Origin of the sequence: Collinsella aerofaciens, assembly GCF_027679495.1 — a bacterium.
Classification (GTDB): Bacteria; Actinomycetota; Coriobacteriia; order Coriobacteriales; family Coriobacteriaceae; genus Collinsella; species Collinsella aerofaciens_AK.
The window spans coordinates 32,132-58,206 of the sequence record NZ_JAQEKC010000011.1; the positions used below are offsets into that span (position 1 = coordinate 32,132).

Genomic DNA, 26,075 nt, shown 5'->3' on the forward strand with positions numbered 1-26,075 from the left:
GGCACGGTCACGCGGCATGAAAAAAGCCCCGCCGTGGCGGGGCCTGTTGGCTAGTTATTTAGTTCGCTTTCGAATATCTCGACTATATCGGCCTCAAGAGCATCCTCGAACTTATCCGGGCCAAACAGCTCGTAGTACTCCCTGCGATTCTCGTCGTCGTATTTGGCCTCTTTAAGCCATAGCTCCTGAACGGCTTTAGGCTTGGAATCGAGAACGTGGCCTATAGCGTCGACGTCGTCTCTTCCGTCGAGATAGCTAACGGCTTCGTTGAGTATGTCATTCATGATGCTCAATCTTGAAACCGAACCTCTCCTCAATCGCCCGAAACAGCCTGTCCTCGTTGCCGCCGTAAAGCCTTTGGATTCTAAGGTACTTCACCTCATCGACATTATAGGACGCATCCGGCTCGGAAACCTTCTCGAACGTGTAGATACTTCCATCGTGAGCTGCGATTATCCCCATCTCGCAGCCCTTGCCGCCAACCACCAAAAGGTCAGCCGCGCTAGGGATGCCAGAGGCCGGGTGGTTGTGGAGCAGCACTACGCGCCGACCGTCCCCGATTGCCGCCTCGACCTTCTTGCCAAACTTCGCCGGAGGGACCACGGTGCTGCCGACGGTCGAGTTAACGCAGCTCGTGATTGTCTTGCCCGTTGACAAGTCGATGGCGTAAAGATCCTCGCCGTTCGTGCCACCTCGGTGGTTGAGGATGCGCCTTATGCTCGCGTGCACGCCGTCCGCGGCATCTTTGCCGACAGCCCTGGAGACCTTAGCCCGGTAGTCCCTACTCTCGATCTTCCCCATGTCCACCGCGAACGCCTTTGAGTGCTCTACCGGCTTAGCCCTCGATTTCCCGCCGCCCTCGTAAACCGTGCCGAGCGCCGAGTCCAGCACCTTTTGCTGGTCGCCCGCCGACATCTTCCTGAAGCCGCTCGACGGTATGCCGTAGTCCTCGAGCTGGCGCGAGAGCCGCTTTCGCGCCTCGGTCTTGGACACGCCCGCCGTATCCAGCTTGCGCTTGGTTCCGGGCATTTCCATGAACTCGGAGATGGTACGGTTCGCGGGCTTGGTGCCGTTGACGGCGGGCTTGCCCGCCTTCCATTCCTCGTAGGTCATGCCCTCGGGCAGGCGGCTAAACCGCTCGCCGTCGAGCACGTCGAGTCCGTCACAGCACGCCACCAGCGTGCAGCGGCAGTTGCACGTCTCGGCATACCGCGCCTCCGGGTCGCCGGGATAGCGACACCCGTTGCTGAACTTCTCGCCGACCTCGACCTTCTCGCGGTCAATCTCCCTGTGGCTCGAGCGCGTGCGCAGGTCGAGCGTCGCCACCCATTCCTGCTGCACCTTGATGCCGAGCCCCTTGGCCCTCTTGTAGCTGTCGACGCGCCCGGCGTTCTCCGCCGCCGTCGTCGAGGTCCGCGCCAGACGCACCGCCGCCGCGCGGTTCGCCCCCGTCACGTCCTGCATACGCTTGGCTATCTTGGGTATCGACTCGCCGAGCAGCACGCCCTGCGTGATCTGGTTGGCTATGAGCCGGCGGTTCCACGCCACGTCCTTGGCGACGTTGACGGACGGCTTTGGCAGGTAGCTGTCGTGGTCGGTGAGCAGCCTCTGGACGGTCGACGCGTCCTGCAGCGCGTAGGCCGTGTCAACGCCCACTGCGCTCTCGACCTGCCACGTGCCGTAGTTGTAGTTCTCGGCGTAGACCTCGGGCAGCCTGCCTTCGATGGCGGCGGCAGCGACGACGTTCGCATGCGTCATGGCCTCGGCGCACTGCTTGAGGACGATTCGATAGCGCCTGCCCGCCGCTATCTTCCCGCTTCGCCAAGACCCGTATTGAGCCTTGGTGATTTCGCCGGCCTCGAGCCGCTCGAGCATCTTCTCGTCGTCGGCCTCGAACTGCGCCAGATAGCGCTTGAGGTTGTCGTAGGCCGTCTTGCTCGCCTCGCCGTACACTCCCGCCACCTCGCGCTCGAACGCCCGAATCTCGGCGTCTGAGAACTCGTGAGCGCTATCCTTCGCCATGCGCCGCCTCCAATCGTCGGCACGCATGGTCGCCCGCGCATAACGGAAAAGGGCCCCGACCGAAGCCGGGGCCCTTCCCTACTCGCCGTCCGCCTCTAGCATCTGGCGTACCTCGTCGCGCCAGCGCTCGGGAACGCTCTCGAGCGTGCGCTTGCCGCTTTTCACGGCGCGGTAGTAGATCTTCGCCAAGCTACTCACCCCCAACGATGTCGCCGAGCTCGAGAAGGGCCGCTTGCGAGTCGGCGACCTGCTGCTGGAGCGATGCGATCTGCTCCTCCATGCTCATGCCGTCCGCCTCGTGTGCCGCCCAGACGGTGTCGAAGTCGGCCTTTGCGCCCTCGACCGTCAGCTCGCCAGTCGGGTCGGTGAAGTGCAGCTCCTCGTAGGTGAACACCTTCACCTTGACGGAACCGCCCTCGCCGCCCTGCTCCTCGCGCTCGCCCTCGGCGATGCCGCGGCGCAGCCAGACGTCGGTCCCCGCGATCTCGACCGTCTCGGGCCTCTCGCCCGTTCGCTCCGACTTCACAACCATATTTTTCCTCCTAACCCACGGCCCTCGCCGCGTTGAATATGCACCGCTTGACGTTCATCTGGTGCTCCATGACGGCCGTTTTCAGCCAGCCCCAGTAAGAGCACACGCGCCTCGCCAAGCGCTCGGTGCGCCTGCGCATGTAGCGCGCGAACGCGCGTCGCAGCCGTTTCCAGAGCCTCTTTCGCAAGTCGACCCGGCGCCCGTGAGCGCACCAGATGCGATAGCCCGCGAAGTCGATGGGCTCGGCGCCGTTGCGCCTCACCTTCCACGGTTTCAGCGACAATCCTAGCCGCCCCAAAACGCGCGCGGCGATGGCCGCGGCCTTCCTGAGCGAACGCTTTGAGTTGCCGAGAAAATAGCCGTCGTCGGCGTACCACACCTGGCATCCCGCGAGCCTCACGCGTTTGCCGCGCCGCTCCTTCGCCGCCTCCTCGACCGCGTGGTACGCGAACGAGATCACGAGCGCCGCCAACCGAAGCGACAGGTAGCTGCCGAGGATAAGGACGCCATCCATCGTCGACAGCAGCGAATGGAGCAGGTAGAGGACCTGGCTGTTCTTGACGTAGCGCGCCACCAGACCCTCCACCACCGCCGTCCGCATCGAGCCGTAGCAGTTGCGGATGTCGACGTGTATGTGGTAGGCGAAGCGATGGACCTCGCGCCTGAGCTTGCGCATTCCAAGCGCCGCGCCCTTGCCCTTGACGCCGCTCGACACCTGCCAGAAGCCGACCTTGGCGGCAAGGAGCGGTTCGAGCGCCCCAACGCACAGATAGTTGCACACCTGCCGCTTGATGCTCTCGACGCTTATCTCGCGCAGCTTGCCGCTGTTCGGGTCGTGCTTCAGGTAGGTTCGAATCGGCTCGAACGCAAGCGTCTCGGTCGAGAGCTCTAGCCAGATGCGGTCGACGAACGCCGTCTCGGTGCCGTATTCGTCGGCGACGCGCCAGCCGTTCTCCTTGCCGGAGTCGCTTTTCTTCCATCGGTGCAGGGTCTCGACGACGCTCTTGCGCGTGAACTCGAGGCCCTTGCAGTAGGTTTTCATAGATCAAAGCTCTTTCTGTCTGTCATACGAGCGTTCGCCTTGCGGCTACCAGCCCGTGAGCCTTGCGGACAAATTTCACTCAAAGGAGTCAGGCTGAGCCGCGTCCCGCCAGAAAGCGGCGGGCGCGGTAGACACGGTGCGAGAAGAGATTTATAGACAGATTGCCGGGAGACGAAGTACCAAGCGGCCCCACCGGACCAGTTCCCCGAGTACGCGCAACGAAGACCGGCCCTCGAGCCGTTCCCCAGGTTGCCGAGGAACTGAACCAGAAACCAGCGCCGCCCTCACCGTGAATCCCTGTTTGGGGTTAGGAGGGGGCCAGCCCCCTCTCAGGGCTACGCCCTGATTCACCCCCGGCTACGGCCCGTAGCAGAAAGCCGGGAGACGAAGTACCAAGCGGCCCCACCGGACCAGTTCCCCGAGCACGCGCAACGAAGACCGGCCCACGAGCCGATCCCCAGGTTGCCGAGGAACCGAACCAGACGGATTGTGCCTTTGACCTTACCGCCGGATGTGTCGAAGTAGAAGTAGTCGCCGACACCGGTCGTCGCCGAGCCGCCGAGCCCCTTTCCCAAGATAAGCCCGTTGACGAACTGGATGTCGAGCATGTAGCCATCTGCCGTCGGCATGCACGCCGCCGTCGGGGTCACCCCGTCCGCCACGGCGTTCTTCTTCTCATTGCGAGTGTCGGGGTTGACCGCGATGCCGAAGCCCGTGCCGTCGGAGACGAAGAGCGTATCGCCCATGAACTCCCACAGGCCCAGCCCCGTCTCGACGCCGCCGACCTTGAACGGGTGCTTGCCGTCCTTCGCCACCTGGCCGTCGCCCACGAGGGCATCGGTGTTGCCCGTGCGCCACGGCGCGCTCTGGAGCCATGTGTTCACGGTCGTGTCGAACGCCTTGGCGACGTCCATGAGAAGCGCCACGTTGCCGTCTGCGAGCGTCTCCTTGCCGCCGACGACCGCGCCGTCGAACACGTCGTACGCCGCCGCGGCGCCTCGGTCTGGGCACGTGGTGCCCGTGTCGGTGCCGTACATCATCGACGCGGCCACGGGAATCTTCGCCGCCTGCTCGGCGGTGACGACCACGCGCGTGACGCCCGTCTCGGCGAGCGCGGGGTGGATCTGGATGTTGAAGTCCGTGCAGCCCGGGAAGTCCACCTGGGAGGACTTGCACAGCGTCTTGGTCAACTGGTGGAAGTTGATATACCACTGGTCGTAGGCGCTCATGCCCGAGTAGCCCGTGGTCGCGGTCTTGCAAAGGTCGACGAGCGAGTCGTGCGACGTCGTGCGGTTGGCGACCTTCGCGCCCGAGACGGAGCGCGGGCGCCCGTCAGCGTCGATGCTCATGGGGTATGTCGGCGTCAGCATGTACGGTCGCAGCGTGCCGTCCGGCAGCAACGCCTTGGGGTTCGGCTGCGAGCCGCTGAATCGGCTGTCGGACCACGAGACGAGCAGGTTGCCGTTCGTCAGCACCTCGACCGCCTGCCAAACGACCGGCGCGATCTCGTAGACGTTGTTGCCGTGTCCGTTGTCCACGCGCGAGAAGCCGTAGTCGACGCCGTCGATGGCCTCGACCCACGGCACGCCGTCGGCGTCGGCACCGGCGTTGGCGGACACGTGGAACCACGGGCCGCCCTCGGTGTCGAACGGGTCGACAGCCGCGCTCGTCGCCGTCGCGGGCACGAACTCGGTGGAGGCCACGCGCTTCGCGGCGGCGCTCATCGGCTTGATGTCGGTGGGGCTGCCCGCCGGGATGAGGAACGTGTACACCAGCCCCGTCTTGTGCTTGTCCACCATCGCGGCGACGCTCTCGTTGGAGTAGCGGCCCGTCGAGGCGTCGCGCTCGAGCGACTTCTGGTCGCCCAGATTCTTTACCGCGCCGACAAGCGCCCACACCGCCTTGTCCGATGCCAGCGGGTCCGCGTACTCGAACCCCTCGGTTGCCTGCTCGGTTGCCTGCTCGGTTGCCTGCGTATCGGCCATTTAGGCACCTACCTTTCGCATCTGGCAAATCTTGCCGTTTACCTTCTTGAGTCCCAGCGCCGTCACGGCAGCCGCCGAGTCGATAATCGACTGGTAGTTCAGGGCTGCCGTCTTGGCGTCCTTGAGCGCCGCCTGCGCGTCGGCGAGGGCTTTGGTCGAATCCTGCTCGCGCTTCTGCTCGGCGGTCTTGCGTCCGGCCTCAGCCTGTTTGCGCTCCGTCTCGTTCTTCCCGCGCTCGGTCTCTTTCTCCTTGCGCCCCGCCTCGGCGTCGGCGCGGCCCTTCTCCGCCGTTTCGACAGAAGCCTTGAGCTGCTTGAACTCGTTGTTGACCTTGTTCACGCCAGCCGCCGCGTCCGTCGCGGGCTTCTTGAGCTCCGCGATCTGCTCGGCGGTGAGGTCGCTGTATCTCAGCGCGTCCCCCTTCGGCACGCCGACGACCAGCACGTTGTTCTCCATCGTCGCCGTTGCCTTCGAGCCCGAGGCGAGCGTCGTGGCGCGTGCCCCCTTGACCTCGGCGGCGACGGCCCTGTCTCGTGCGGCCTCCGCCGCCTTCTGCGCGGTCTTGGCCTCGTCTCGCGCCGTCTCCGCGTCCTTGATGGTGCGCTGGTCGCTCGGCTCGTAGATGTACTCGGCGGGCTTGGCTCGCCTCTTTACGTCCCAGAGCGCCTCGATGCGCGTGCGCCCGCCGTATGCCTCGTCCGTGATGTAGGCCCATGCGTACACGCGCCCAGCCGCCTGGAGCAGATTGTCGGGAATCTTCGCCTTGCTGTCGGCCACCGCGACCGTGTAGCACGTCCCCGTGGTCGACTTGGCGAAATGCACCTGCTCGCAGCCGACAACCTCGACCTCGCGCCCGGTGTCCCACTGCCACAGCTCGCCGTCAAGCACCTGCAATGCCGCCATCACTCATCACCTTCCTCGTCCTCGTCGTTGTCGTCGTCCTCGTCGCCCTCCTGGGCGCCCTTCGCGTTAGCCGCCAGGGCGGGCGGCAGTGCTGCCATGCGCTCCTCCTGCTCCCGCTGCTTGCGCTCCAAAATCTTCGCCCTCTCGTCGGGCGTGATGTTCGGCAGCTTTCGCAGGATCGTCTCGTCGTCCAGATACTCGGCCTCCAGGCACACGGTCTCGACCTGCTCCTTGGTGTTGCTGATGCGAGTGCGCGTGAACACGGGCGTGTCCTCGATGCCCTGGAGGGCAAGGATGTCCATGATACCCTCGCGGATGTGGCGCTCAAACTCGGCGGCCTCCTCGTCCATCGGCTGGTATGCCGCGTCGATATGGTCGTTGGTCGCACCCGCCGCGATGGTGTGGACGTCCAGCGCGCCGAAGTCCTCGTAGATGTCGGCCTTGATCTGCGCCAGCGTCTCCTTGCGGCCCTCGACGGGCACCTCCTGCGTGTACGGCGTCACGGACTGCCCCTGCTCGGCGTCGACCTCGGCCACGTGCGTCAGCTTGAGCTTCGCCCGCCACAGGTCGAGGTCCCTGTCGTCCATGCCGCCGGCTCCGTTGATGAGCCAGTAGATCTGTGCGCAGTCGCGCGTGTCGTTCACCAGGCCGCTCTTGATGAGGTCGTAGGCGTCGATGCTCTCGCGCATGCCGACGAGCGTGCTCTGGTGCGCGTCGCTGCCCCAGACCGCCACGATGGGCAGGCGGGAGTAGTTCTCCGCATCGACGGCCAGCTTCATCCCGTCCGCCGGTATCTCCCGATACGTGACCTTGTAGGCGCGCTTGGCCTCGGCCACCTCGAAGTCGAAGCCGCTGCCGCCCGACACCATCTCCGTGTAGCCGTCCTGCTCGTAGAGGGTCGCATGCCACGGGTGGTCGGAGTCGAGCCGCCAGAACCTCACGCCGGCGTATAGCGCCCCCGAGTACTCGTCCCACACCGGGCAGAACTCGTCGGCGGTGAACACGTCGATGTGGTCGAGGTTCCAAAACGGGAATGACACACCGTGGATGAGCGCCTTGAGCCCCATCTCCATGACGTCGTCATCGAAGCGGTCGCCAAGCCCTTCCTTGGTCGTGTCCTTGCCGCCCGCCGAGACGTCCACGAAGCTCACGCCCTTACCGAGCGAGTACGTGCAGCGTTGGACGTTTAGGCGCTTGAACAGGTTACTCGCCAGCCTCAGCTTCGAGGCCGTGAAGTCCTCGGCCTCGGCACCGGAGCACGAGTAGATCTTCTGCACGAAACGGTTGATCGTGACGTTGTGCTGGCGGTAGTACTCGTTCGCGGTGACGGCGTTGCGGTACATCTCGCTCGACATGTGCCGCTCGATTGCATCTGCCGCGAACGCCGTCGCCGACGCCGCCGCCTTGAGGTCGCCATCGGTCACCAAAGGCCCCTTAGACAAGCCGCTACCTCCCTCCGAAGAATGGGTTTACCTGCTCTTTCGCAGGCTTGTACATGCGCAGTGTTGCCACGCCGTAACGGAGCGCGTCGCAGCTGTGGTCCTCGACCTTGACAGGCCTGTCGCCGTCCGCCTTGGCGTCCCAGCAGTAGCCGCCGAGCTCGCCTATCAGCCCCGCGCAGGCGTCGGAGATGCGCACCGTGCCGTTGCCCAGGCACACGTCCGTCTCTCGTAGGCCATCCGCCACGTCGTTGCGGGCATTCTTGGTCTTGAACCCGGCCTGCCGCATCGCGGCGATGAAGCTCGTGGCGCTCGGGTCGATGATGAACGTGGGTGGCTTGCCCAGCCCGCGCACGAAGTCGGCCATGTCGGCCACGTAGCCGGCGTCCGTCTTCTGGTGGCCCGTGTCGCGGCCGCTGTAGCGGTACTCGTCCACCACGTGCCACACCTTGCCGTCAAACGCCCACAGCAGCGCCGCGAAGGCGTTCTGAGTTCCGTAGTCGCAAGACACAACATGCTTGGCGGCGCCGCCCGTATACCGGCTCTCGAGGGCGCCCTCCCACTCGGGGTAGACCAGGCCCTCGGCCAGCGTCCACTTGCCCAAGATGTAGCGGTCGTAGTACACGCCGCTGCCGTAGTCCTTGATGAGGGCCTCGATGACATCCGGTGCCAGCGCACCGTCCCAGATCGTGTAGTCCTGCCTGTAGATATCGCTGTCGCCGTCGAGGAACCGCTTGAACCAGTGGTTCGGGCTGTCGGGGTTGCAGGTGCCGTCGAAGCGGCTGTGCTCGCAGCGCAGGCGGCTCTTGAGCATCTGGAACACGTCTTCGCTCCACGTGGCGACCTCGTCGCCGTAGACCCACTCGAACGTGGCGCCCTGAATCTTGGATACGCTTGTCTTCTTGTCCGCCCCGAGGCAGTAGACCTTGCGCCCGAAAATCTGGGCCGTGTTGTCCCGCCCGATCTGGCTGACGACGTCTTCGCTGTAGAGTGAGCGCATCGGCTCGAGGATGTTGCGCTCGAGCGTCGAGCGGGTGTTCCCGATCATCACCGCCAGCCCCTCGCCCCTCATGGCGAGAAGCCTCTGCGGTATGGTCACGGCTATGTCGACGTAGCTCTTGCCCGAGCCCGTCGCCCCGCACTTCACGTTGTAGCGGTGTGTGCAGTTGGCGAGGTACTCGCGCTGCATCCTCGTGAGCGGCATCGGCTACTCGTCCCCGCCGATTGAGGACGGCACGGACAGCACCAGCTCCTTGGCGGCCTTGAGCACCGCCGTGTCGGTGGTATCCATGATGCGCTGCGCCTTGGCGTACTCCTGCGGGTACTTGCGCTCCAAAAGCCACGCCGCCGCCTGCCAGCTGTCGCCGCTCGCGTCCATGATGCGGCCCACGAGCGTCGCCTTGCGCTCGACCTCGGCCTTTTTTAGAACGTGACACAGTTGACGCTGATTGTCGGTTCTGGGGTGGTTGATCCAGCGGCTGTATGTCTCGCGTGCGACCCCGAGATACGCGGCAATGTCCTTGTCGGTCATTCCGGCACGGCACAGGCGGACGGCATCCTCGATGCCCTCCTTGGTCAGTTTTTCACGCCCTTTTCCCGCCACAAAATCACGTTTCCGCTGGTAGATAGCCATATGGAAACGCGAACGTTCCCACCTTTTTACGCACGTGGACAAGCGCGTGCGTTTGCCCACGAGCGTAAAAAGGGGGTAACGTTTAAAGAAAAGGCCCCGGTTTCCCGGGGCCTTTCGGCTACTCGACCTTCTTCCTGTGCACGGCCTGACGTATGCGGTTGCTCTCGGCCTCTTCCTCGAGCCGCCTCTTCCGCTCCGCCAGATAGCACCCCTTGCACAGCCTCCACTTCTTCGCCTGCACCGACGTGTCGAACACGGGCCGCGCGTCGCACACGATGCACAGACCGTCCGTTCCGGTCGAGAAGCGCCCGTACCGCTGCCGCGCGTGCCTCACGGCGCTCGGCGTCACCCTCAGCTCCGCCGCGATCTCCGCCGCCGTCCGCTCCGGGTGCGCCTGCATCCGCCTTATCATCTCGTCCGTCCATAGGACGTAAGAGGAGCGCCCCTTCCGGAGCGCCCACTCGTCCCTCAACGGATGTGCTGACTTTGTAGATGGGCCTTTTGGCCCATCTCCTGCAGGTGGCCTACACGCCATTCGCATACCCCCTCGCGCTCGGTTTGCTTCGGTTACCATACCAAGCGCCGGGGACCACCTCACGCACGGCGCTCGATTATCGCCCCGCACTTCGGGCAATGGACGGCCTCATACGCCAGCATGTCCCCAAAGCCGATATGTTCCCAGATCTGTCCATCCCATCCGCAGTCGGAGCAGTGGAAGTAGCCGTCGACCATCCGCTTGCCCGGGATGAACGGATCCTGCTCGTCCTCCTTGCGCTGGAACCCGAGCTGCTCGGTTATGTCGTTCTCGTTGAACGTCCACGAGTACATGCCGAACACTTCATACGAGTCGTTGATGATGACATTCGATACGTTCACCTCACGCAGCCGGCCATCCTCTTGCATGACCACGGCAACCGGCTGACGGGTTTTACCCGTATCCCTGCTGCTCGAGGATATGCAGCAGTCGAGGTCGGTGGTCGTCTTGTCGAAAACGCCGACGAGCAGCGCCTTCTCGTAGCCGGTCTTCGAGTCCGTCTTGAACGTCTGGACGAAGCACGGCACAAGGTTGCTAGTCAACATCAGTCCTCACCTTCTCCAGCTTGCGCCCGCAGAACGGGCAGTAATTGATCGGGATGCTCCATGCGTACGGAGGGTCGACAACAATGACGTGTTCGCCGTCGTTTGGCTCGTTAATCCACATTTCGACTTCCTCTTCAGCATCGCCGAAGTTGAGGTGTCGCTCTCCGCAATATGGACAGTTGCTAGGCATCGTACTCACCCCTCAGCTTGCGGATGCGGTCGGCGATGTCGCGCATGGCAACCCTTTCGCAGGTTTCGCCTTTGTCGGCGATGCACGATGAGCAGCTGCACGCATTCTTGCCAAAATAGGCGCAGGCTTCGTAATTCAGCGCGTCCGCGCCCCTGCCCAAGTCCTCTTCCAGCTTCTCCCATGTGTCGGTCTTGGGCGTGGTGAGGTACACGAGTGCTGGGTCGAGTGCAAATCCACGGTCGGTAATCGCACGCCATTTGTTCGACCATCCGTCACTCAAATCAAAGTCCGTGGTGAATATCCAGCGCACGATGCTGTATACGTTCCCGACACGGTTGAACAGTGCAACGGTATCAAGCGGAATCTCGCGTCCCTCGGCATCTTTCGGCAATTCGATACTCATAACCCGAACTCCTCGTAGTCGCGGCACTCGCCGCACTCGTCCTCGCAGTACAGCAGGTTCCCCGTGAGCCACGCCGCGGCCCACTTCGCCAGGCGCCAGCGCCCCTCCTTGCGGTCCGGCGCATCCGTGTCGTAGGCGCGCTCGAACCCGAGGTGGCAGTAGCCGTAGTCGACGTGGATGTCGCAGCCGCAGAAATGCCTGCAGTTCCCGCACATCCTAGGCTCACAGGCCCCGCCGAAGTGGCGCTCGATGGCGGCGTCGGTCACCCCCATCGGGTAGCCTCCGACCCTCGAGTCACTCATCGCAGTCCGCCCCCCCTACGCTCTCGTCGAGCAGGTCGATGGCATCCCCGACGGTCGCCTCGATGCTCGTCAGCTGGCGGCGCAGGTTCTGCACGAGGTTCGCGCCGGTGACCTCAGCCCTTCCCGCCTCGTAGGCGCGCTCGATCATGTTGGTCACCGCGACCTGCATCGCCGTGTCGTTGTAGCCGCGCCTGACGCGATACTTCCCCAGGTAGGCGTGCGCCCTGTCCTGCGGCCTGCACTCGCGGTCGAAATGGAACACCTCGACCGCGTCGGCCTTGATCTGCTCCAAAGTCTCCATCACAGACGTCCCCTCTCTCGGTTCCTCTCGTTGCAGCGCTCGATTGCCGCGTCCACGTCCTCCTGCGTGAACCCCTCGGCATCGAGCAGGTTGACGACCGCCTGGACCGCGTCCATGCACTCGTCGATAAGGCTCTGGCGGTACGCCCTGCGCGCCGTCATGATCTGGCTTTGGCGTATGCCGTCGTGTAGCTGCCACGCACCGAACACCTCGGCCGCCTCCTCGAGCGGCTTGAGCGCCTGCGCCTTGGGTTCGTCCGGCTTGTCGAACGCCCCGAACTCGAACCTGTATCCGTCGCGCATCAGATGCGCCTCCCTTCCGCCAGCGCCGCACGCATGGCGTTGACCTCTCGGCCCGACTCACTCCTCGTTCCGAGGTACACGTCCACGGGCCGCTTGCTCGCGTCCCTCCGCGCCACGTTCTCGCACCACCCGCAGCAGTACCTCTGGTTCCTGTACGCCGTGCGGAACCGCCTGCCGCACTGCCCGCACACGAGCACGTAGCCCCCGCGCCCGTCCAGCGACTCAGCCCTCATGTCGCGCCTCCCAGTAGTTGCACCTCGCGAGCCCCTGCGTGGCGTGCACGAAGTCGGGGCAGCGCATGCACGTGTACCGCTTGCGGCCCTCGCCGGACGCCGTCATGACCGCCTCGCTCACGGCGCAGAACCCGCACGTCTCGCAGCGGGCGCTGCGCGGCCCGTCGTCGTAGATGCTTGCGGACCCCTTCGGTCTGCCCATGTTCTCGTTCCTCTCGTCGTCCAAGCTCATGACGCCCTCCTCTCGCACGCGGCCCTCGCGTCCAGCAGGCGCCGCGCGTCCTGGTACGCCTTGAGCGCCACCGGGTCGGCGGTCGTCCCCCTCGGGGCCTTCACCTTCGCCGGGTCGATGCCCGGGTAGTCCTCGCGCCACCTGCGCTCGAGCTCCGCCCTCGTCTGCTCCGGCGTCCTCGTCGGCTTGAACGTGGCGGCCTCGACCTCCGAGGCGGTCGGCTTGCCCCTCGCCCGGTCGTCGGCGTCGATGCGCTTCTGGCGCCTGGACCAGTCGAGCGCGAGGGCGCCCCAGTTGCTCACCGGCTGGCCGTTGCTCTTGACCCAGCCCTGCGACTCGAAGTAGGCCCAGAAGGCGTCCGGGTCGCCGCTCAGGCAGTTGGCGCCGAAGTACCCGCGGGCCTCGTCGAGGGTCGGCGGCTTGAACTCGGGCGGCGCGGCGGGGGCATCGCCCCCATCACAGGCCAGTTCAGTACAATCCGGTTCAGTACAGGACAGGATAGGGTAGGTTAGGTTAGGGTTTTCACTTTCCGAAACCTGCGTTTCGGGTTTGTCGGAAACTGGTTTCCCGTTTGAAAAACCTAGGTTTTCACTTTCCGAAACCTGCGTTTCGGGTTTGTCGGAAACTGGTTTCTTGCGCGGGCGGCCGCCCTTGCCGCCCCTGCCGCGCGCGTCCTTGGAGTTGTCGATGGCGTTCTTCATCGCCTTGAAAACGCGGCGGAGGTGCTTCGGGAGGTCGGCCTCGACGCCGTGCAGCCCGTACATCATGATCGCGTCGGCGAGCATCGCGCGGTCGCGCAGGTCCTCGGGGTCGCTTTCATCGAAGTCGTCGTAGACCTCGGCGAAGCTGTCGAACACGGTGAAGGCCATCAGAACCACCCCCATAGAAGCGAAGAGAAGAACAGGAAACCCGCGGAGAAGGAGGCGGCGAACAGGGCCGCCTCCCAGTGGTCGCGGATGATGTCGGGTACGCGCCTCATCAGAACGGCACGTCCTCGTCGTAGAACTCGGACTGCGGGACCGCGGCGTAGGCCTGCTGGGCGCTCCACTGCGGCGCTGCCTGCGCCTGTGGCTGCACGGGCACCGTGTCCGCGAGGCTCTGCTGCGGCTGGGCCTGCGCCTGCCCCTCGCGGCGCACCATGAGCTCGATCTCGTCGACTATCACCTCGAGCTTGCTGCGCTTCTGGCCGTCGCGCTCCCATGAGCTGTAGCGCAGCTTGCCCTCGATGGCGACCTTCATCCCATTGGCGAGGAAACGGCTCACGGCCTCGGCGCGGTTGCCGAACATGGTGCAGTCGACGAAGTTGGGGTAGTCCTCCCACTCGCCGGTCTGCGCGTTGCGGCGGCGGTCGTTTACCGCCACGCCAAAGGACAGGACCTGCGTCCCGCCGGCGGTGGCGCGAAGCTCGGGGTCGCGGGTGAGGTTGCCGCTGATGTTCACTCGGTTGATGCTCACTGCCCGTCCTCCTTCGCGGTCATGTTGTTCTTGATAAACGCGACAAGGCGCGGCCCCTGCATGTACCCCAGGCCGCTCACGCGGCGACCATCGGGGATGTCAAGCGCCTTGACGATCACCTTCGCCGTGACCGGGCCGATGCCCGGGAACGAGCGGGCGAACTCATCGACCTTGAGCTTTGCCGCGGTGGGTGCCTCGATGGCCACCTCGGGCGGGATGTTCCCCGCCTTGCACGCTGCCTTGAACGCGGCACGCTCGCGGCGCGTGTGGATGGCCTTCGCCATCGCCTCCTTGCGCTGCTCCGGCGTTCGGAGCGGCGGCAGGTTCTTCTCCTCCATGTCCTACATCCTCTCGACGTATTCGTGAATGCCGTTGTCGACCATGACTGCCCTCACGCGGCGAAGCTCGTCCGCCGTGGCGCACTCGATGACCACGCGGTAGCCCCTCTGCGGCGCCGGTGCCGCATCCTCGGCCACATCCGGCTCGGGGCGCGATGGCACCACCCGCACGCACCTCGGCACGCCCAATGGCGGCTCAGGTTCCTCGACGGGCATCGGCTCGGGGTCGGGCGGCAGCGGCGCGGGCTCCGGCTCGGGCTCCGGTGCGGGCGCCGTCGCCCGCTCGTAGGTCGACACGAGCGCGGCGGCCTCGGCGACCTCCTCGCGGTGCGCGGCGACAGCCGCCGCCACCTCGCCCGAGTCCGCCGGCAGCGTCCTCGCCCACCACGCCACGGCCCACGCCTTCTCGGACTCGTCCGCGTAGTCGAGGCCGTTGACGAACTTGAACTGGTGCAGCAGCTCGCCCACGCGGCGCTCGATGATGTTCTTGGCCTTGACCTCGCCGAAGCTCGCGTTGAGCCACCTGTCGTCGGCGATGCGCTCGTAGGGCACCAGCGGCCCCATCTCGCCCGCGAGGTCGTAGTAGTGGCCCTTGAGCGCGGCGAGACGTCGGGCCCTGCACTCGCCGTCGTATCGGTCGATCTCGGCCTTGTACTCATCGGACAGCTTGTCGATGGGCGCCGTTATCTCGCCGATGGTCTTGTCGAACGTCTTGAGCAGGTCGCTGTACTTCTTCTTCGCGGCCTTGCGCTGCGCCTCGATGGGCTTCTTCACGTCGTTGACCGCCGCGCGGTACTTCTTCGCCGCCTTGAAGTCCTCGTCCTTCTCGATGTGCTTGACGTCCACGTAGTCCGCCAGCTTCTCGTCCACGTTCTTCTTGAGCCGCGCCAGCTTGTCCTCGAGCGTGTCGTCGATGGCGAGCGACGCTACCAGCGTGTCGAAGTCCTCCTCGAGCGGCACGGCCTCGACCGCCAAAACCTCGTCTGCCATTAGAAGCCTTCCAGCAGGTCGTCGTCGGTCGCATACTCGGCGGGCGCGAGCTCATAGACGGGCGCGGGCTCCGGCTCGGGGGCGGCGGGCTCGGGCTGCGCCTTGCGGGCCGCGATCTCCTCCTCCATCCACGAGGCCGCGCGGCGCGCCTGCATGACCGTCATGTCGTGCATGTTGCCCGACGAGCAGCCCACGGCGGCGCAGATGGCCGCCATGGCCCCGGCGCTATCGAGCCCGGTCGCCGCCATGAACGGCTTGAACAGGTCGCGCACGGGCTGCAGGTCGGCCACGGGCTCGACGCTCTCGGCCTCGACGGCCCGGGTGCCGGCGCCCATGTCGCGCTCGACCTTCTGGTCCATCTCCTCGCCCGTGTACATCCCGCCGAACTCGTCGGGGTAGGCCAGGCGCCACGCGCCGGCCTTGGCGCACTTCTCGATCATGACGCCCGGCATCTTCACCCAGTTGCTCTTGCCGGTGCTGTAGTCGGTGAGCGCCAGCTCGACGTATGCGGGCTTCTTGCCGTCGGTGAACGCGACCTCTGCCCAGCCGCCGATGAGCTGCTCCCCGATCATCTTGTAGACGGCGGAGCCCTTCTTCTTGACGACCTCGCCGTCGCGGAGCACCACGACGCCGCTCTCGATGCCGCCGTAGTTGGGCTGCCTGTTCGCGCGGCGGTTGAACACCTGGTAGGAAGTGATGATGCTCGCCGGGGCGCTGCCGTACTTGACCAGGTACACCTCATTGGTGAAGGGGTTCAGGTGCTGGCGGTTGCAAAGCTCCACGCACAGCGCCAGCTCGCTTTCGGTCGCGTTGGGGCACAGGCGCTCGCGGATGTCCTGCGAGGTGAACTTGACGGGCATGCCCGCATCGTCCTTGAACTCGATGACCTCGTTACTCATTGATGGTCACCCCTTCGTCATTGATCTCGACCTTCTCGATGTCCACGCCCGCCAGCTCGGCGAACACGCCGCACGGCCCGTTCAGCTTGTAGATGCGCTCCATGCGGCCGGCGCCGCCGACGATGGAGTCGTAGACCTCGGCGTCCTGCGAATCGGCTCCCAGCAGCTTCATGCTGTACAGAAGCCCGTAGGCAATGCCGCGCAGGCACGCTGGCTTCAGGCCCCTCTTCCCTATCTCGGCGCCATCCTCGTCTGCGAGGCAGATAAGGTTCGTGGCGAACTCGTCCAGCACCTCGAACGCATCGCCACCGACTTGGACGTCTATGTGCGTGTACTCCATTGCTTAATCTCCGTTTCTCTTCTTCTCCCTGGTGCCTGCGAACCAGCCGCGGTAGACCCGTATGTCCATATGCGGCTCGATACCGCGCATTCGGGGCCACTTGACGACATGGAGCTCGACCACCTGGTTGTCGTCACCCCAGACAGCCCCGTTCATCCCGTCCAGCACCAGCTTGGCTATGTTGTCCGCGTCCGGCTTGAACGTGTAAGGCTCCGACGTGACGCTCTTCGGTCTCGACTCCGGCAGCGGGCCGTACGCGTCGATGCGTACGGCGACGGGGACCCTGAACGGGAACAGCATCCCCTTGAGACCCGGGTACGCCTCCCGCATGGCCTTGAGCGCCGCGTCGCGGATGGCGGCCTCGTTGCGGATGGTCTCGGTGGGCGTGTACATCCGCGAGTGGCGTCGGTCGAGCCTGTGGCGAAGCTTGCCGGCCACGAACGGGACGGTGAACGCGAAGTTCCTTCCGATCACAGCATCGACCCCATCCCGAGCACGACGCGGATGCCGTCCGCCATGAGCAGCAGCGCCCGCAGGACGTACGGCATGATCTCGTACACCGCGAGTGTGAGCGCGACGTACCCCGCGCACCTAAGCAGCCTCGATGCCATGAGTACCCTCCTCGATCCACTGCTCCACCCATTCCGGGCGCACCATGCGCCCCACCTTGCGCCCCTCGGGCAGCTGCGAGCGCAGGCGGCCCGCCTTGCACTCGATGCGCAGCGTGTCGTACGGCACCCCCGTCACCCTCGACGCCTCGCGCAGCGTGTACATCAGCTTGTGGCGGATGCCTAGCTCGTCGGCCATCTGCTGGAACGTTTTGGCTCTGCTAGAATCCATGAGTGACCTCCTTTCAGGTCTTGAGCCGTCCCCGCTTTCCACACCGGGCGGCTCTTTTTTGTTGCTTGCTTTCGGGGCCCCGCCCCCGGCACGGCACCGGTAGGGAACGTCCCCGCGGATGGTTATGGAGAGCCGCGGGGCAACGGTGCCGCCCCGGGGATGGGGCCCGCGGGCTGCCTGAGCGGCAATACCCGCGTTGACGCGTTACACACGCGTTAGGCTTCGGGGCATGATTTGAAGACAGCCGACATACCGACCGAAGCACGTCCGACCAGCGGGCCCCCTACTCGTGCGGCTCGTCGACTGGGTCGAGCGGCACCCTCGCATCAGCGCCGCGATCGTCCTCGCCGGGTTCATCAACGACGCCTGCGACCTGCTTGGGCGCGTCGTTGATCTCGCGATGTTTCTCATGAAGCTCGCGGGTGTGCTCTAGCACGAACGCGACCGCGAGAACGTCGAGGAAGACCCGGACGGCCGCATGGATAAGGTCCAACATCGCCGCCGCCCCTACTTCGTGCCCACGATCGGCTGGGAGCCCTCGGGCACGACGACGAGGTTGCCGTCCTTGCCGATGCTCTTGAGCGCGTCGATGTAGTGCTGCTGGAGGACCTGGTCGTTGAGCGAGTTCGCGAGGACGGCGTTCGCGTCCGCCTCGCCCTGGGCCTCGATCTTCTTGGTCTCGGCCTCGACCTTGGCAGTCTCCTGCTCGTTCTGGGCCTTTTGCTTCGCGACCTCGGCGGCCTGCGCCTCGCTGTAGCTCTTGGTGATGTTCTTCGGGTAGCGGACGTCCTGCACGCTCACCTGCTCCACCGTGAGGCCTATGCCCTTCCACTTCTCGGTGAGGGCCTTCTGGACGGCCTTGGTGAACTGGGAGCGGTCGGTGAGCATCGTCACCGTGTCGAAGCCGCCCGAGACCTCGCGGGTGACGGCGCGGACGTCGTTGGAGATGTACTTCTCCACGAAGCTCTCCTGCGTGCCGTACTCGCTGTAGAGGCTGAGCGCGGCGTCGGGGTTGAGCGAGTAGTTGACCTGGATGTCGATGTTGGCGCTGGCGCCCGACTTGTCGTTGATGGAGACCTGCTTGCCCTCGTAGGAGCCGCCGTCCACCTCGTAGTCGGTGTCCCCGTAGAAGTTGATGAGGTTGTTGCGGACGTCGTAGGTCACGACGTCCTGCCAGGGGGCCTTGGCGTGGAAACCGGCCTCGGAGGTCGAGCCGGCGAGCGAGCCGCCGAGGTTGCGGATGACGCAGACCTCGCCGGTGTCCTGCGTATAGAAGCAGGCGGTGGCGGCGATGATGGCACCCGTCAGGACGAGGGGCAGGGCACACGCGGGCGAGACGATGCGGGCCTCGTACTTGTTGCCCCAATGGTCCGCGGGCCCGGCGGCCTTCTCGCGCTCGGCCTCGTTATACCGCTTGATGGCGACGGCGGCGGCCACGCCGCCGAGTCCAAGGCCCGCTCCGATAATCAGTTGAATCATGTCGCCCTCCCCTACAGCTCGAAGTCGGAAAAGTCGCGGGCCTCGGCGGGCTCGGCCTCGACCGTGATGGCCTCGGGGATGTTCCAGCCGCCCAGCTCGATGTCGATGTAGTTCTCGTTCATGGTTCTCTCCGTTTCGTTTTGCACCCTAATTTATTTAGGGTCGATACCCAAAAAAATATTGCCGTCAATGCCGAAGTGCTTGCCTAGCTTGTCCGCCATCGTGGCCGTTAGCTTGTCTGCCTGTGCGTCTTCAATGGCTGTAAGCGTCGGCTCGGTAATTCCCAGAGCTGCGGCGATTTCCTTTTTCTGGAATCGCTTGGCCCCAGCTTCTCGAAACTCCTTAAGGTTCTGCATCCGCTCCTCCTTTCGTTGTCCTAATCATAATCTAATTTGGGTCAAACCACAATTACTTTTTGCTTTAAACCAAAATTATTTTTGCTTAGGATGAAAGTAACCCAGTTAGGAGGCACTATGGAATTTGGTGATAAGCTCCGGTCGCTACGCACAAAAGCAGGATTGACCCAGCTAGACATTGCCGAAAAGCTCGACGTGTCGGCAGCAGCCATCGGAGCATGGGAAAACGGGCGGGCGAAACCTCGCCTAACCAAGTTAGGGCAACTTGCCGAACTGTTCGACACGACGGTAGCCGACCTCATGGGAGAGGACGCCTCCGAGGCCGCGATCAGCGGCGCGTCGCACATGGTGCCCCTGCTGGGCTTCGCGCACATGGGCGAGCCGTGCGACGAGGGCAGCCTCGCCGACGAGGTCGAGGTCCCCGCCTCCATCGCCGACGCGCACCCGCGCGGCTTCATGGTCCACGCCCAGGGAGGGTGCATGGACAACCGCTTCCCGCACGACGCCCTGCTGCTGGTCGACCCCGACATGGAGCCGGTGAACGGCCAGCCGGTGCTCGCCGAGACGGCCGACTACGGCGCCGTGGTGCGCAACTACACCCGGGGCCGCTCCACCGTGATGCTCACGGCGGACAGCCACAGCGGCGAGTACGACGACATCCTCGCCGGGCCGGGCGACGAGCCCGTGGTCTGCAAGGGCCGCGTCGTCTGGTACATGGGCGAGCGGGACGAGAGGGGCTAGAGCGTGGAGCGCGCGACCTACAACGTCTACTGCGACGAGAGCTGCGTCACCTCCTCGGCCTCGGACGACTTCATGGCCATAGGCGGGATAATGTGCCTCCTTGACCGGAAGAGGGAGATCGTGAGGAAGGTGGACCTGCTCAGGGCCTACTACAACGTGCAGGGGGAATTCGGGTGGAAGACGGTATGCCCGTCGAGGCTCCCCTTCTTCCAGGCACTGGTCGACCTCTTCTTCTCGGACCCCGGGCTCAGGTTCCGCGCGGTCGTCGTCAGCAGGCGCGAGACGAACTTCGAGGACACCGAGGAGATGTTCCAGAAGGTCTACTACCAGGTGTTCAACAACTGGCTCGACCGGAGGGACTCATACCGCCTGTTCATCGACCGCCGAATCGACGAGCGCGACAGGGTCGACACGCTGAGGAGGTGCCTGATAGACACCTTCCAGTTCGGCGATGCTGTCCGCTTCGTCGAGGAGGTCGAGTCTCACGAGAACGACCTGATTCAGCTGGCGGACCTGTTCATCGGGGCGCTTGCGGCTTCGAGGAACGGGCACCTGCAGGTCGAGGGCTCAAGCGCGGCGAAGCTTCAAATCTGCAGAGACATCTGCCGAAATCTCGGGATCAGCACCCTCGCGAGCTACGAGACGTGGCCCTCCGAGCAGAAATTCAATGTATTCCATTTTCGCGGCCGCAGGAACATGTGATGGCTATGGGGTACTCCATCGACCAGAACGGTCATCTCGACCTATCGCGATATTTTTTGGGTTTTGGCTATGACATGTTTCAAGTGCGAGACGTCTCACACGACTATTACTTTGCCGAACTCACAAGGCCGCTATATTGGAACGGGTTGCCGGTGATAGGACTGAACAGCGAAGCAAAGTGGCGGCATCTGATTTGCGTCCACGGACGCGACGGGCTCCCTCTGAACCCGATAACGGACATCGAGCTTGAAAGAGTGAAGCGACTTCCCCTCATTCCAAAGGTTCTCGATAGACGAATCGACCTCGATATTTTCCGTCAGACGAACAAGCGAGGCAAGGAGGACAGCATAAGCGTGGTGGCAACCGGTCCAGACATTAACTACCTCGTCACCCTCGGCGCTCTTCCCGGGAAGTACATTTTCCGAAGCGCTTACCCCGCCGGAAGCAAGTACGTAGGAAAAATATGGGACAGGGTGAACCGCCCGGAAAAATACCGGAAAGACGGAATCACCCAGCTAGTCGAAAGATATAGGAAATGAAAAAAAGAAGACCCCGGATTTCGGGCCCCGAGGTGCGGCCAGGTCCTGAGCTTTAAGCAAAGGGCTCGTCCTTATTATGCCTCAGCGGCAGTAAAAGTAAACCGAACAAGTTATGGAGATTGGAGACAGCGAAGGGAAAAGCAGGAGGCGCTGTTTGGGCGCCTCCAGAGGACTCCTTCACACACACGGTGGATGAGCTATCCCGATTATCGCCCCATCGCGGCGAAATTCCAAGCGTCTACATCTAGGGAGGTGATGCACATGAAAGCAAAAAATCTCGGGACCGCAGGCTGATGCCGCGGCCCCGAGACTAAGGAGACGGCCCCTGCACTTTGGAACATGAGACGGGGCCGAGGTCAGAACCGGGCGAAACGGAGAATAAGCCCGCGATCTGAACGGATCTGATTATATGACAAGAAAGCAGCGCCGCCGCGTCTGGGGCTCCGTGACCGAGATGAGGCGCGGCAAGAAGTACGTCCTGCGCTGGATGCAGAACACGCCGCAGGGCCGCAGGCGCAAGACCAAGACCGTGTACGGCACCTACCGCGAGGCGTGCGCGGAACTCGACCGCATCCACGTCGAACACGCCGACGACGCCCCCGTGCCCACCATAGCCAAGGCCTACGAGACGTGGCTCGTCCCCAAGATGGCCGCGCAGGTCGAGGCGGGGACGCTCGCCCCCAACACCCGCGACCTCGTGCTGCGCTCGTGGAGAAACTACGTCGGCCCCCGATGGGGACAGGCGCCCGTCGACCAGCTGCGAGCCGTCGAGCTGCAGGGGTGGCTGCTGACGCTGCCCGCCGCCACCGCCGACACCGCCCTGCTCACCCTGCGCAAGGTCTACGCCTGCGTCTCGACCTTCATCCGCCTGCCGCTCGACCCATTCGCCGCCAGCGTCAGGTACACCATGCCCACCCGCAAGACCCGCGAGCGCTCAAAGCGCGTCTACACCCTCGACGAGGCCCTGGACGTCCTCGACGCACTGCGCGGCAACCCCCTGGAGCCCGCGTTCATCCTCGCGTGCTTCGGCTCCTGCCGCTCGGGCGAGTCACTGGGCGTGCGCACCGAGGAGGTATTGCGCTGGGAGCGTAGCGGCACCGTCCTCGCCTCCGCCGACATCTGCCGCCAGATGCAGCAGTCCGGCACCGAGCCGGTGGGCGCCCTCAAGACCGCCAAGTCCGCCCGCACCGTCGTGATCCTGCCGCAGGCCGCCGACCGCCTTGTCGAGATAGCGGCCTCGCGCGCCGCCGATGGCCGCGAGTGGCTGAGCGACCGGGGCGACGGGCTGCCCATGAACCGGAGCATCTGCAACGACCGCTGGCGGAAACTCTGCGCCGCCCGCGGCATCGAGCACATCCCGTGGTCGAACCTCCGCAACTCCTGGCGTACGATAGCGGAGGTCGAGCTTCGCCTGCCGTGGGACCTCATCGAGATGCTGATGGGCCACGCCCTCCCCGGCGTGTCGGGACGGCACTATATCCGCCCCACCGCCGAGCAGGTCGTCCGCGCCGCCTTCGACGCGCTTAGGATAAGTTAGGATATTACCCCGCAAAGCCGCAGGTAGATGGCACGCAGTTAGTTGTGGCAGTATTAAGATTCGCAGTCCAAGCCACCGCAAAGGCGCCCGCCCCCTTTGTGGTGGCTTGGGGTCGCGCTACTCACCGAGCATCTCTTGGAGCTTGGCTGCCACGGCATGTCCCAAGCTCTCGTGGCTTTCGGGCATCATATGCAGATAGTCGATATCGCCCGGCTCGGCAAACTCCGCTGCATTCAAAAAGTCGCAGCCAAACTGCTCAGCCACATGCGCGTAGTACTCACCAAAATGTTCCGAGGCTTCTACGGAATGCTCGTCAAAATCGGTCATATATACGTCGGCGATCTGCGGCTTAATCTTGATAGGCGCCATCAGCAGAATGCGCGGACAAGGCGCAGCGTCGGTCCACGGAAACGCGCGGACGGCGCGAATCAGCGCCATGGCGCCACGGGCGATATCGGAAGCTGTCACGTTAAAGACCGTCTTACAGTCGTTGGTGCCCAGCATGATCACAATGGCGTCCAGCGGCTTATGGGCCTCGAGCAGCATCGGAAGTGCGCGGATGCCGTTAAGATTGGTGTCCAGATGGCACATGTCGTCGCGTACCGTCGTGCGGCCGTTGAGGCCTTCTTCAATTACATGCCAGCCCTCGCCTAAGTCACGTTGGGCCACGCCGCACCAGCGCGCATCCTGCGCATAGCGCACCGCGGTGCCGTCGCGCATGCCCGCCGGATCGTAACCATAGGTGTTGCTGTCGCCAAAGCATAGAACGTTTTTCATCGTAAGCCCCTCGCTCAGTAAAAAGCCGACGGAAGCAGCCTCTCCCGCCGGCTCGACCTATCTGTCAGCACGTACCGATTACAGGTACTTGCGCCAATCGTCCTCGTCCTCATCATCCTCGGTAGCAGCCTGGGTCTGCTCGGCGGCGCGAGCTGCCGCAGCGCGAGCGGCAACCTGGGCATAGGACTCCTCGTTGCGCTCGGGGAAGTTTGCCAGCACGTGCTCGAACTTGGCAAAATCCTCATCCCAGCGCGTAGAAGGCACGGCAAAGAAGACTTGCTTGACCTTAAAGTCGCCCGACGCGAGCTCCTTGCGGAAGAGCTCGGCCACGGCCTCTGCGTCAAAGCCGTTGTTGTCGCAGCCCCAAGCGCCCAGCACGAGCTTCTCGCGACCTAGCTCGTCGCAGATGGCAAGCACAAAGCGAATGCGGTCGCGCAGGGCGTCCAGCAGAGCATCGTCGCTCACGCGATACTCCTGGCGGGCGCGCTTAACGTTGGGCGCGGCGGCCACGATCACGTCGGCGTATCCATGCACGTGGTTGCGGTCGAAGCGCACCGCAGGCACCACCAGCGCACGGTTGCGGTAAAGCTCGCAGTTGATGTTGCGGCGACGGTTCTCGCCGTACCATTTGCGCTGCTTATCGAGAACGTTGTACAGATACGAATCGGCGCACAGCGTGGCCTCCTGGCCCAGATAGCCCTGGATGTAGCCACCGCCCGGGTTGGTGAACGAGGCAAAGGCGAGCACGGCCATGTCGCAGAACTGCGCATAGCCACGACCGTTGTCCAGGATGGCCTGCGTGGCGGAGGCATCGAGCACGGTGACCTCAGGCAGAACCGGAGCGGGCTCCTCAGCAGGCGCGGACTCAGCTTCGGCGATTTCCTCGGCAGGCTCAGGCGCTGCCTCGGTCTCGGGCGCCGTCTCGGTCTCGGCAGCCTCCGCGCCCTCGACGTCCTCGGCAACCTGTTCTTCGGCGGCCACAGCACTCTGAACCTTGGCCTTCATCGCCGCGACAAAACCGGCAGGCATACCATCGAACTCGCACACGCCGGCAAGCGAACGCTCGATATCCTTGGCGCACGCTTCGGACACAGTTGCCACGTGACGCTCGGCGGCCTTGGCACGGGCCTCGCGCTTGGGATTGGGCTGACCCGCTCGGTTGGACCTGCGGTTACGGTTCCTGTTGTCGACGTCTGCCATAAGTGGTCACCTTTCTCGGTCTCTGCCGCTATCGGCTTTTCCCATCCATGATACCCCGCCGCGTACAAAAAAGACGGCCCCGAAGGACCGCCTTTCGCATCGATTTGCACGTACGGCAAGCACCGCCGCAATTCGCCACTAGTCGCGACGGCCGAGGATGTTCAGAATGCGCAGGAACACGTTGATAATATCCACGAACAGATTGGACGCCATGAGCACGGCGTTGGGCAGCGTAGGCGGCACCGTCGTGGCAACATAGGTGTCGTAGCCAATAAAGCCGGCGAACACCACGATCACGATCAGATCGGTGATGGTCTGTGAGACGCCCATGAACATCAGCACGATCTCAACCAGAATAGTAGCGAGCAGAATGCCAAAACCGATGCCATATACGCGCTGGAAAAACTTGGGGAACGTCACGCCCAAGGCGCCAAAGACAAAGGTGATGGCGGCCGTGGCGATAAAGGCAGTGTTGATGGTGGGCAGGTCGTAGTTGGCAAGGCCAAACGACGCGGTCAGGCCAAAGGTGCTCGCAAAGATTACGTAGCCCACAAGGGACAGGCCCACGGACTGCTTGCTGGCGGCGGCCGACATCATGACCATGCCGACGATGGTCAAAATAAACGAGCCAAAAACCAGCGGTAGGGCAGCCCCGCTCATCATCATGCGCGCAAACGACATGGTGCTCGTAAAGTAAGCACCGACGCCCATGGCACAAAAGCCCAAGAAGATGAGGGCAGACATGGCAAGATTATACGCACGCGGCGACATCTCCTTGGCACGGCTTGCGCCGGTTTCGATGGGGCCGTTCTGATAGCCCTGAATATCGTTCATAATTTCGTCCTTTCAAAAGCGCCGCGACAGCGCAGTAGCTGACAAGATTCCTGTCATTGTACCCGAATGCCGTACGTCCTTACCTACGGCGCTCGCCCTCGAGCGTGCGATCAAAGGCCCAGACCCACCAACGCATCACGTGTGCCTGCGAGCCGTCCGCCCGCTCGCGCGTCTGGTCCTCCAGATACAACTCGGTCGCGTGCCCGCCAAAACGCACCTTATAGGTTGCCGTACGGATGCCGTGGACCATCAGGCCAAACCCGGTGGTCGAGATAATTTCGTCAATCGTAAAGCAACGACCGTCGACCCAGCAGACGGTGACCGGCACGACCTGTCCGCCCGCGAGGATGCGAGCCACGACGTCCACATACTGCTTGTGCACGCGCCGAGTTTTGCCATCTGTCTGTCGATATTCCATGCCTCCTATTATCGAACGCATGTTTGCATAT

General features: G+C 63.9%; 38 protein-coding genes. 4 read left to right on the forward strand and 34 right to left on the reverse strand.

The features are described from left to right. Window positions 1-50: 50 nt before the first annotated feature. From PGW49_RS05630 to PGW49_RS05775, 30 genes are all read right to left on the reverse strand, one after another. Window positions 51-284 (reverse strand): hypothetical protein, encoded by a 234-nt coding sequence (locus PGW49_RS05630; protein ID WP_117790601.1) that lies wholly within the window; start codon window positions 282-284, stop codon window positions 51-53. Then, complete coding sequence (locus PGW49_RS05635; RefSeq protein WP_270225855.1) at window positions 277-2,022, reverse strand: phage minor head protein; 1,746 nt, start codon at window positions 2,020-2,022, stop codon at window positions 277-279. The genes PGW49_RS05630 and PGW49_RS05635 overlap by 8 nt, the downstream gene beginning before the upstream one ends. A gap of 78 nt (window positions 2,023-2,100) precedes the next feature. After that, window positions 2,101-2,211: a CD1375 family protein gene (locus PGW49_RS05640; RefSeq protein ID WP_253279184.1), complete on the reverse strand. Its 111-nt coding sequence runs from the start codon at window positions 2,209-2,211 to the stop codon at window positions 2,101-2,103. Between the two features lies 1 nt (window position 2,212). Beyond that, window positions 2,213-2,554 carry a hypothetical protein gene (locus PGW49_RS05645; RefSeq protein WP_117790599.1) on the reverse strand — a complete coding sequence of 114 codons (342 nt, stop codon included), beginning with the start codon at window positions 2,552-2,554 and terminating at the stop codon, window positions 2,213-2,215. 10 nt (window positions 2,555-2,564) lie between these two features. Then, entirely contained in the window at window positions 2,565-3,596 is a 1,032-nt protein-coding gene (locus PGW49_RS05650; RefSeq protein ID WP_270225860.1) for an RNA-dependent RNA polymerase family protein, read from the reverse strand. A gap of 347 nt (window positions 3,597-3,943) precedes the next feature. After that, the gene (locus PGW49_RS05655; RefSeq protein ID WP_270225861.1) at window positions 3,944-5,581 is read right to left on the reverse strand and encodes a hypothetical protein; all 1,638 of its coding nucleotides are present in this window, start codon (window positions 5,579-5,581) and stop codon (window positions 3,944-3,946) included. Then, on the reverse strand, window positions 5,582-6,484 hold the full coding sequence (locus tag PGW49_RS05660) for a hypothetical protein (protein ID WP_270225862.1): 903 nt from the start codon (window positions 6,482-6,484) through the stop codon (window positions 5,582-5,584). Beyond that, window positions 6,484-7,926 (reverse strand): phage portal protein, encoded by a 1,443-nt coding sequence (locus PGW49_RS05665; protein WP_270225863.1) that lies wholly within the window; start codon window positions 7,924-7,926, stop codon window positions 6,484-6,486. The genes PGW49_RS05660 and PGW49_RS05665 overlap by 1 nt, the downstream gene beginning before the upstream one ends. A gap of 4 nt (window positions 7,927-7,930) precedes the next feature. Continuing rightward, complete coding sequence (locus PGW49_RS05670; protein ID WP_270225865.1) at window positions 7,931-9,127, reverse strand: PBSX family phage terminase large subunit; 1,197 nt, start codon at window positions 9,125-9,127, stop codon at window positions 7,931-7,933. A gap of 3 nt (window positions 9,128-9,130) precedes the next feature. Next, window positions 9,131-9,526 (reverse strand): helix-turn-helix domain-containing protein, encoded by a 396-nt coding sequence (locus PGW49_RS05675; protein ID WP_172678005.1) that lies wholly within the window; start codon window positions 9,524-9,526, stop codon window positions 9,131-9,133. A 148-nt stretch (window positions 9,527-9,674) separates the two neighbouring features. Further along, entirely contained in the window at window positions 9,675-10,028 is a 354-nt protein-coding gene (locus tag PGW49_RS05680; RefSeq protein WP_270225866.1) for a hypothetical protein, read from the reverse strand. A gap of 122 nt (window positions 10,029-10,150) precedes the next feature. Continuing rightward, window positions 10,151-10,636 carry a hypothetical protein gene (locus tag PGW49_RS05685; RefSeq protein WP_270225867.1) on the reverse strand — a complete coding sequence of 162 codons (486 nt, stop codon included), beginning with the start codon at window positions 10,634-10,636 and terminating at the stop codon, window positions 10,151-10,153. After that, window positions 10,626-10,757 carry a hypothetical protein gene (locus PGW49_RS05690; RefSeq protein WP_270225868.1) on the reverse strand — a complete coding sequence of 44 codons (132 nt, stop codon included), beginning with the start codon at window positions 10,755-10,757 and terminating at the stop codon, window positions 10,626-10,628. The genes PGW49_RS05685 and PGW49_RS05690 overlap by 11 nt, the downstream gene beginning before the upstream one ends. Before the next feature lie 61 nt (window positions 10,758-10,818). Next, complete coding sequence (locus PGW49_RS05695) at window positions 10,819-11,229, reverse strand: hypothetical protein (protein WP_270225869.1); 411 nt, start codon at window positions 11,227-11,229, stop codon at window positions 10,819-10,821. Then, window positions 11,226-11,531, reverse strand: a complete 306-nt coding sequence (locus tag PGW49_RS05700; protein ID WP_270225871.1) for a hypothetical protein — start codon at window positions 11,529-11,531, stop codon at window positions 11,226-11,228. The genes PGW49_RS05695 and PGW49_RS05700 overlap by 4 nt, the downstream gene beginning before the upstream one ends. After that, complete coding sequence (locus PGW49_RS05705; protein ID WP_270225872.1) at window positions 11,524-11,835, reverse strand: hypothetical protein; 312 nt, start codon at window positions 11,833-11,835, stop codon at window positions 11,524-11,526. The genes PGW49_RS05700 and PGW49_RS05705 overlap by 8 nt, the downstream gene beginning before the upstream one ends. After that, entirely contained in the window at window positions 11,832-12,134 is a 303-nt protein-coding gene (locus PGW49_RS05710; RefSeq protein WP_270225873.1) for a hypothetical protein, read from the reverse strand. Before PGW49_RS05710 ends, PGW49_RS05705 begins: the two co-directional genes overlap by 4 nt. A 222-nt stretch (window positions 12,135-12,356) precedes the next feature. After that, window positions 12,357-12,599 (reverse strand): hypothetical protein, encoded by a 243-nt coding sequence (locus PGW49_RS05715; protein ID WP_270225874.1) that lies wholly within the window; start codon window positions 12,597-12,599, stop codon window positions 12,357-12,359. Continuing rightward, window positions 12,596-13,468, reverse strand: coding sequence for a hypothetical protein (locus PGW49_RS05720; protein ID WP_270225875.1), 873 nt, complete (start codon window positions 13,466-13,468; stop codon window positions 12,596-12,598). Before PGW49_RS05720 ends, PGW49_RS05715 begins: the two co-directional genes overlap by 4 nt. 109 nt (window positions 13,469-13,577) lie before the next feature. Beyond that, window positions 13,578-14,054 (reverse strand): single-stranded DNA-binding protein, encoded by a 477-nt coding sequence (locus PGW49_RS05725; protein ID WP_270225877.1) that lies wholly within the window; start codon window positions 14,052-14,054, stop codon window positions 13,578-13,580. After that, window positions 14,051-14,392 (reverse strand): integration host factor, actinobacterial type, encoded by a 342-nt coding sequence (gene mihF, locus PGW49_RS05730; RefSeq protein ID WP_270225878.1) that lies wholly within the window; start codon window positions 14,390-14,392, stop codon window positions 14,051-14,053. The genes PGW49_RS05725 and mihF overlap by 4 nt, the downstream gene beginning before the upstream one ends. A gap of 3 nt (window positions 14,393-14,395) precedes the next feature. Then, window positions 14,396-15,382: a DUF1351 domain-containing protein gene (locus PGW49_RS05735; RefSeq protein WP_270225879.1), complete on the reverse strand. Its 987-nt coding sequence runs from the start codon at window positions 15,380-15,382 to the stop codon at window positions 14,396-14,398. Next, entirely contained in the window at window positions 15,382-16,281 is a 900-nt protein-coding gene (bet, locus tag PGW49_RS05740) for a phage recombination protein Bet (protein WP_270225880.1), read from the reverse strand. The genes PGW49_RS05735 and bet overlap by 1 nt, the downstream gene beginning before the upstream one ends. Then, complete coding sequence (locus PGW49_RS05745) at window positions 16,274-16,621, reverse strand: hypothetical protein (protein ID WP_270225882.1); 348 nt, start codon at window positions 16,619-16,621, stop codon at window positions 16,274-16,276. Before PGW49_RS05745 ends, bet begins: the two co-directional genes overlap by 8 nt. Window positions 16,622-16,624: 3 nt before the next feature. Beyond that, on the reverse strand, window positions 16,625-17,095 hold the full coding sequence (locus tag PGW49_RS05750; RefSeq protein WP_270225884.1) for a RusA family crossover junction endodeoxyribonuclease: 471 nt from the start codon (window positions 17,093-17,095) through the stop codon (window positions 16,625-16,627). Further along, entirely contained in the window at window positions 17,092-17,232 is a 141-nt protein-coding gene (locus PGW49_RS05755) for a hypothetical protein (RefSeq protein ID WP_270225885.1), read from the reverse strand. The genes PGW49_RS05750 and PGW49_RS05755 overlap by 4 nt, the downstream gene beginning before the upstream one ends. Next, on the reverse strand, window positions 17,213-17,461 hold the full coding sequence (locus PGW49_RS05760) for a hypothetical protein (protein WP_006234222.1): 249 nt from the start codon (window positions 17,459-17,461) through the stop codon (window positions 17,213-17,215). Before PGW49_RS05760 ends, PGW49_RS05755 begins: the two co-directional genes overlap by 20 nt. A 283-nt stretch (window positions 17,462-17,744) precedes the next feature. Continuing rightward, on the reverse strand, window positions 17,745-17,957 hold the full coding sequence (locus PGW49_RS05765) for a hypothetical protein (RefSeq protein WP_270225887.1): 213 nt from the start codon (window positions 17,955-17,957) through the stop codon (window positions 17,745-17,747). An 11-nt stretch (window positions 17,958-17,968) separates the two neighbouring features. Next, window positions 17,969-18,940: a prohibitin family protein gene (locus PGW49_RS05770; RefSeq protein WP_270225888.1), complete on the reverse strand. Its 972-nt coding sequence runs from the start codon at window positions 18,938-18,940 to the stop codon at window positions 17,969-17,971. A 152-nt stretch (window positions 18,941-19,092) separates the two neighbouring features. Then, entirely contained in the window at window positions 19,093-19,296 is a 204-nt protein-coding gene (locus PGW49_RS05775) for a helix-turn-helix domain-containing protein (RefSeq protein WP_270225890.1), read from the reverse strand. A gap of 117 nt (window positions 19,297-19,413) precedes the next feature. On the opposite strand from PGW49_RS05775, the gene PGW49_RS05780 reads away from it, so the two are divergent. The 4 genes from PGW49_RS05780 (at window position 19,414) to PGW49_RS05795 (ending at window position 22,815) form a co-directional block, all read left to right on the forward strand. Beyond that, window positions 19,414-20,037, forward strand: a complete 624-nt coding sequence (locus PGW49_RS05780; RefSeq protein WP_270225891.1) for a helix-turn-helix domain-containing protein — start codon at window positions 19,414-19,416, stop codon at window positions 20,035-20,037. A gap of 3 nt (window positions 20,038-20,040) precedes the next feature. Then, on the forward strand, window positions 20,041-20,739 hold the full coding sequence (locus PGW49_RS05785) for a DUF3800 domain-containing protein (protein WP_270225892.1): 699 nt from the start codon (window positions 20,041-20,043) through the stop codon (window positions 20,737-20,739). Beyond that, window positions 20,739-21,278, forward strand: a complete 540-nt coding sequence (locus tag PGW49_RS05790) for a hypothetical protein (RefSeq protein WP_270225893.1) — start codon at window positions 20,739-20,741, stop codon at window positions 21,276-21,278. The genes PGW49_RS05785 and PGW49_RS05790 overlap by 1 nt, the downstream gene beginning before the upstream one ends. Before the next feature lie 445 nt (window positions 21,279-21,723). Then, window positions 21,724-22,815: a site-specific integrase gene (locus PGW49_RS05795; protein WP_270225894.1), complete on the forward strand. Its 1,092-nt coding sequence runs from the start codon at window positions 21,724-21,726 to the stop codon at window positions 22,813-22,815. Between the two features lie 117 nt (window positions 22,816-22,932). On the opposite strand, the gene PGW49_RS05800 is transcribed toward PGW49_RS05795, so the two are convergent. The 4 genes from PGW49_RS05800 to PGW49_RS05815 form a co-directional block, all read right to left on the reverse strand. Further along, entirely contained in the window at window positions 22,933-23,592 is a 660-nt protein-coding gene (locus PGW49_RS05800) for an SGNH/GDSL hydrolase family protein (RefSeq protein WP_138112203.1), read from the reverse strand. A gap of 78 nt (window positions 23,593-23,670) precedes the next feature. Continuing rightward, window positions 23,671-24,792 (reverse strand): TIGR02452 family protein, encoded by a 1,122-nt coding sequence (locus PGW49_RS05805; protein WP_270225895.1) that lies wholly within the window; start codon window positions 24,790-24,792, stop codon window positions 23,671-23,673. 138 nt (window positions 24,793-24,930) lie between these two features. After that, window positions 24,931-25,626: a Bax inhibitor-1 family protein gene (locus PGW49_RS05810; RefSeq protein ID WP_117746759.1), complete on the reverse strand. Its 696-nt coding sequence runs from the start codon at window positions 25,624-25,626 to the stop codon at window positions 24,931-24,933. Between the two features lie 79 nt (window positions 25,627-25,705). Then, the gene (locus tag PGW49_RS05815; RefSeq protein WP_117746758.1) at window positions 25,706-26,044 is read right to left on the reverse strand and encodes a hypothetical protein; all 339 of its coding nucleotides are present in this window, start codon (window positions 26,042-26,044) and stop codon (window positions 25,706-25,708) included. Window positions 26,045-26,075: the final 31 nt, after the last annotated feature.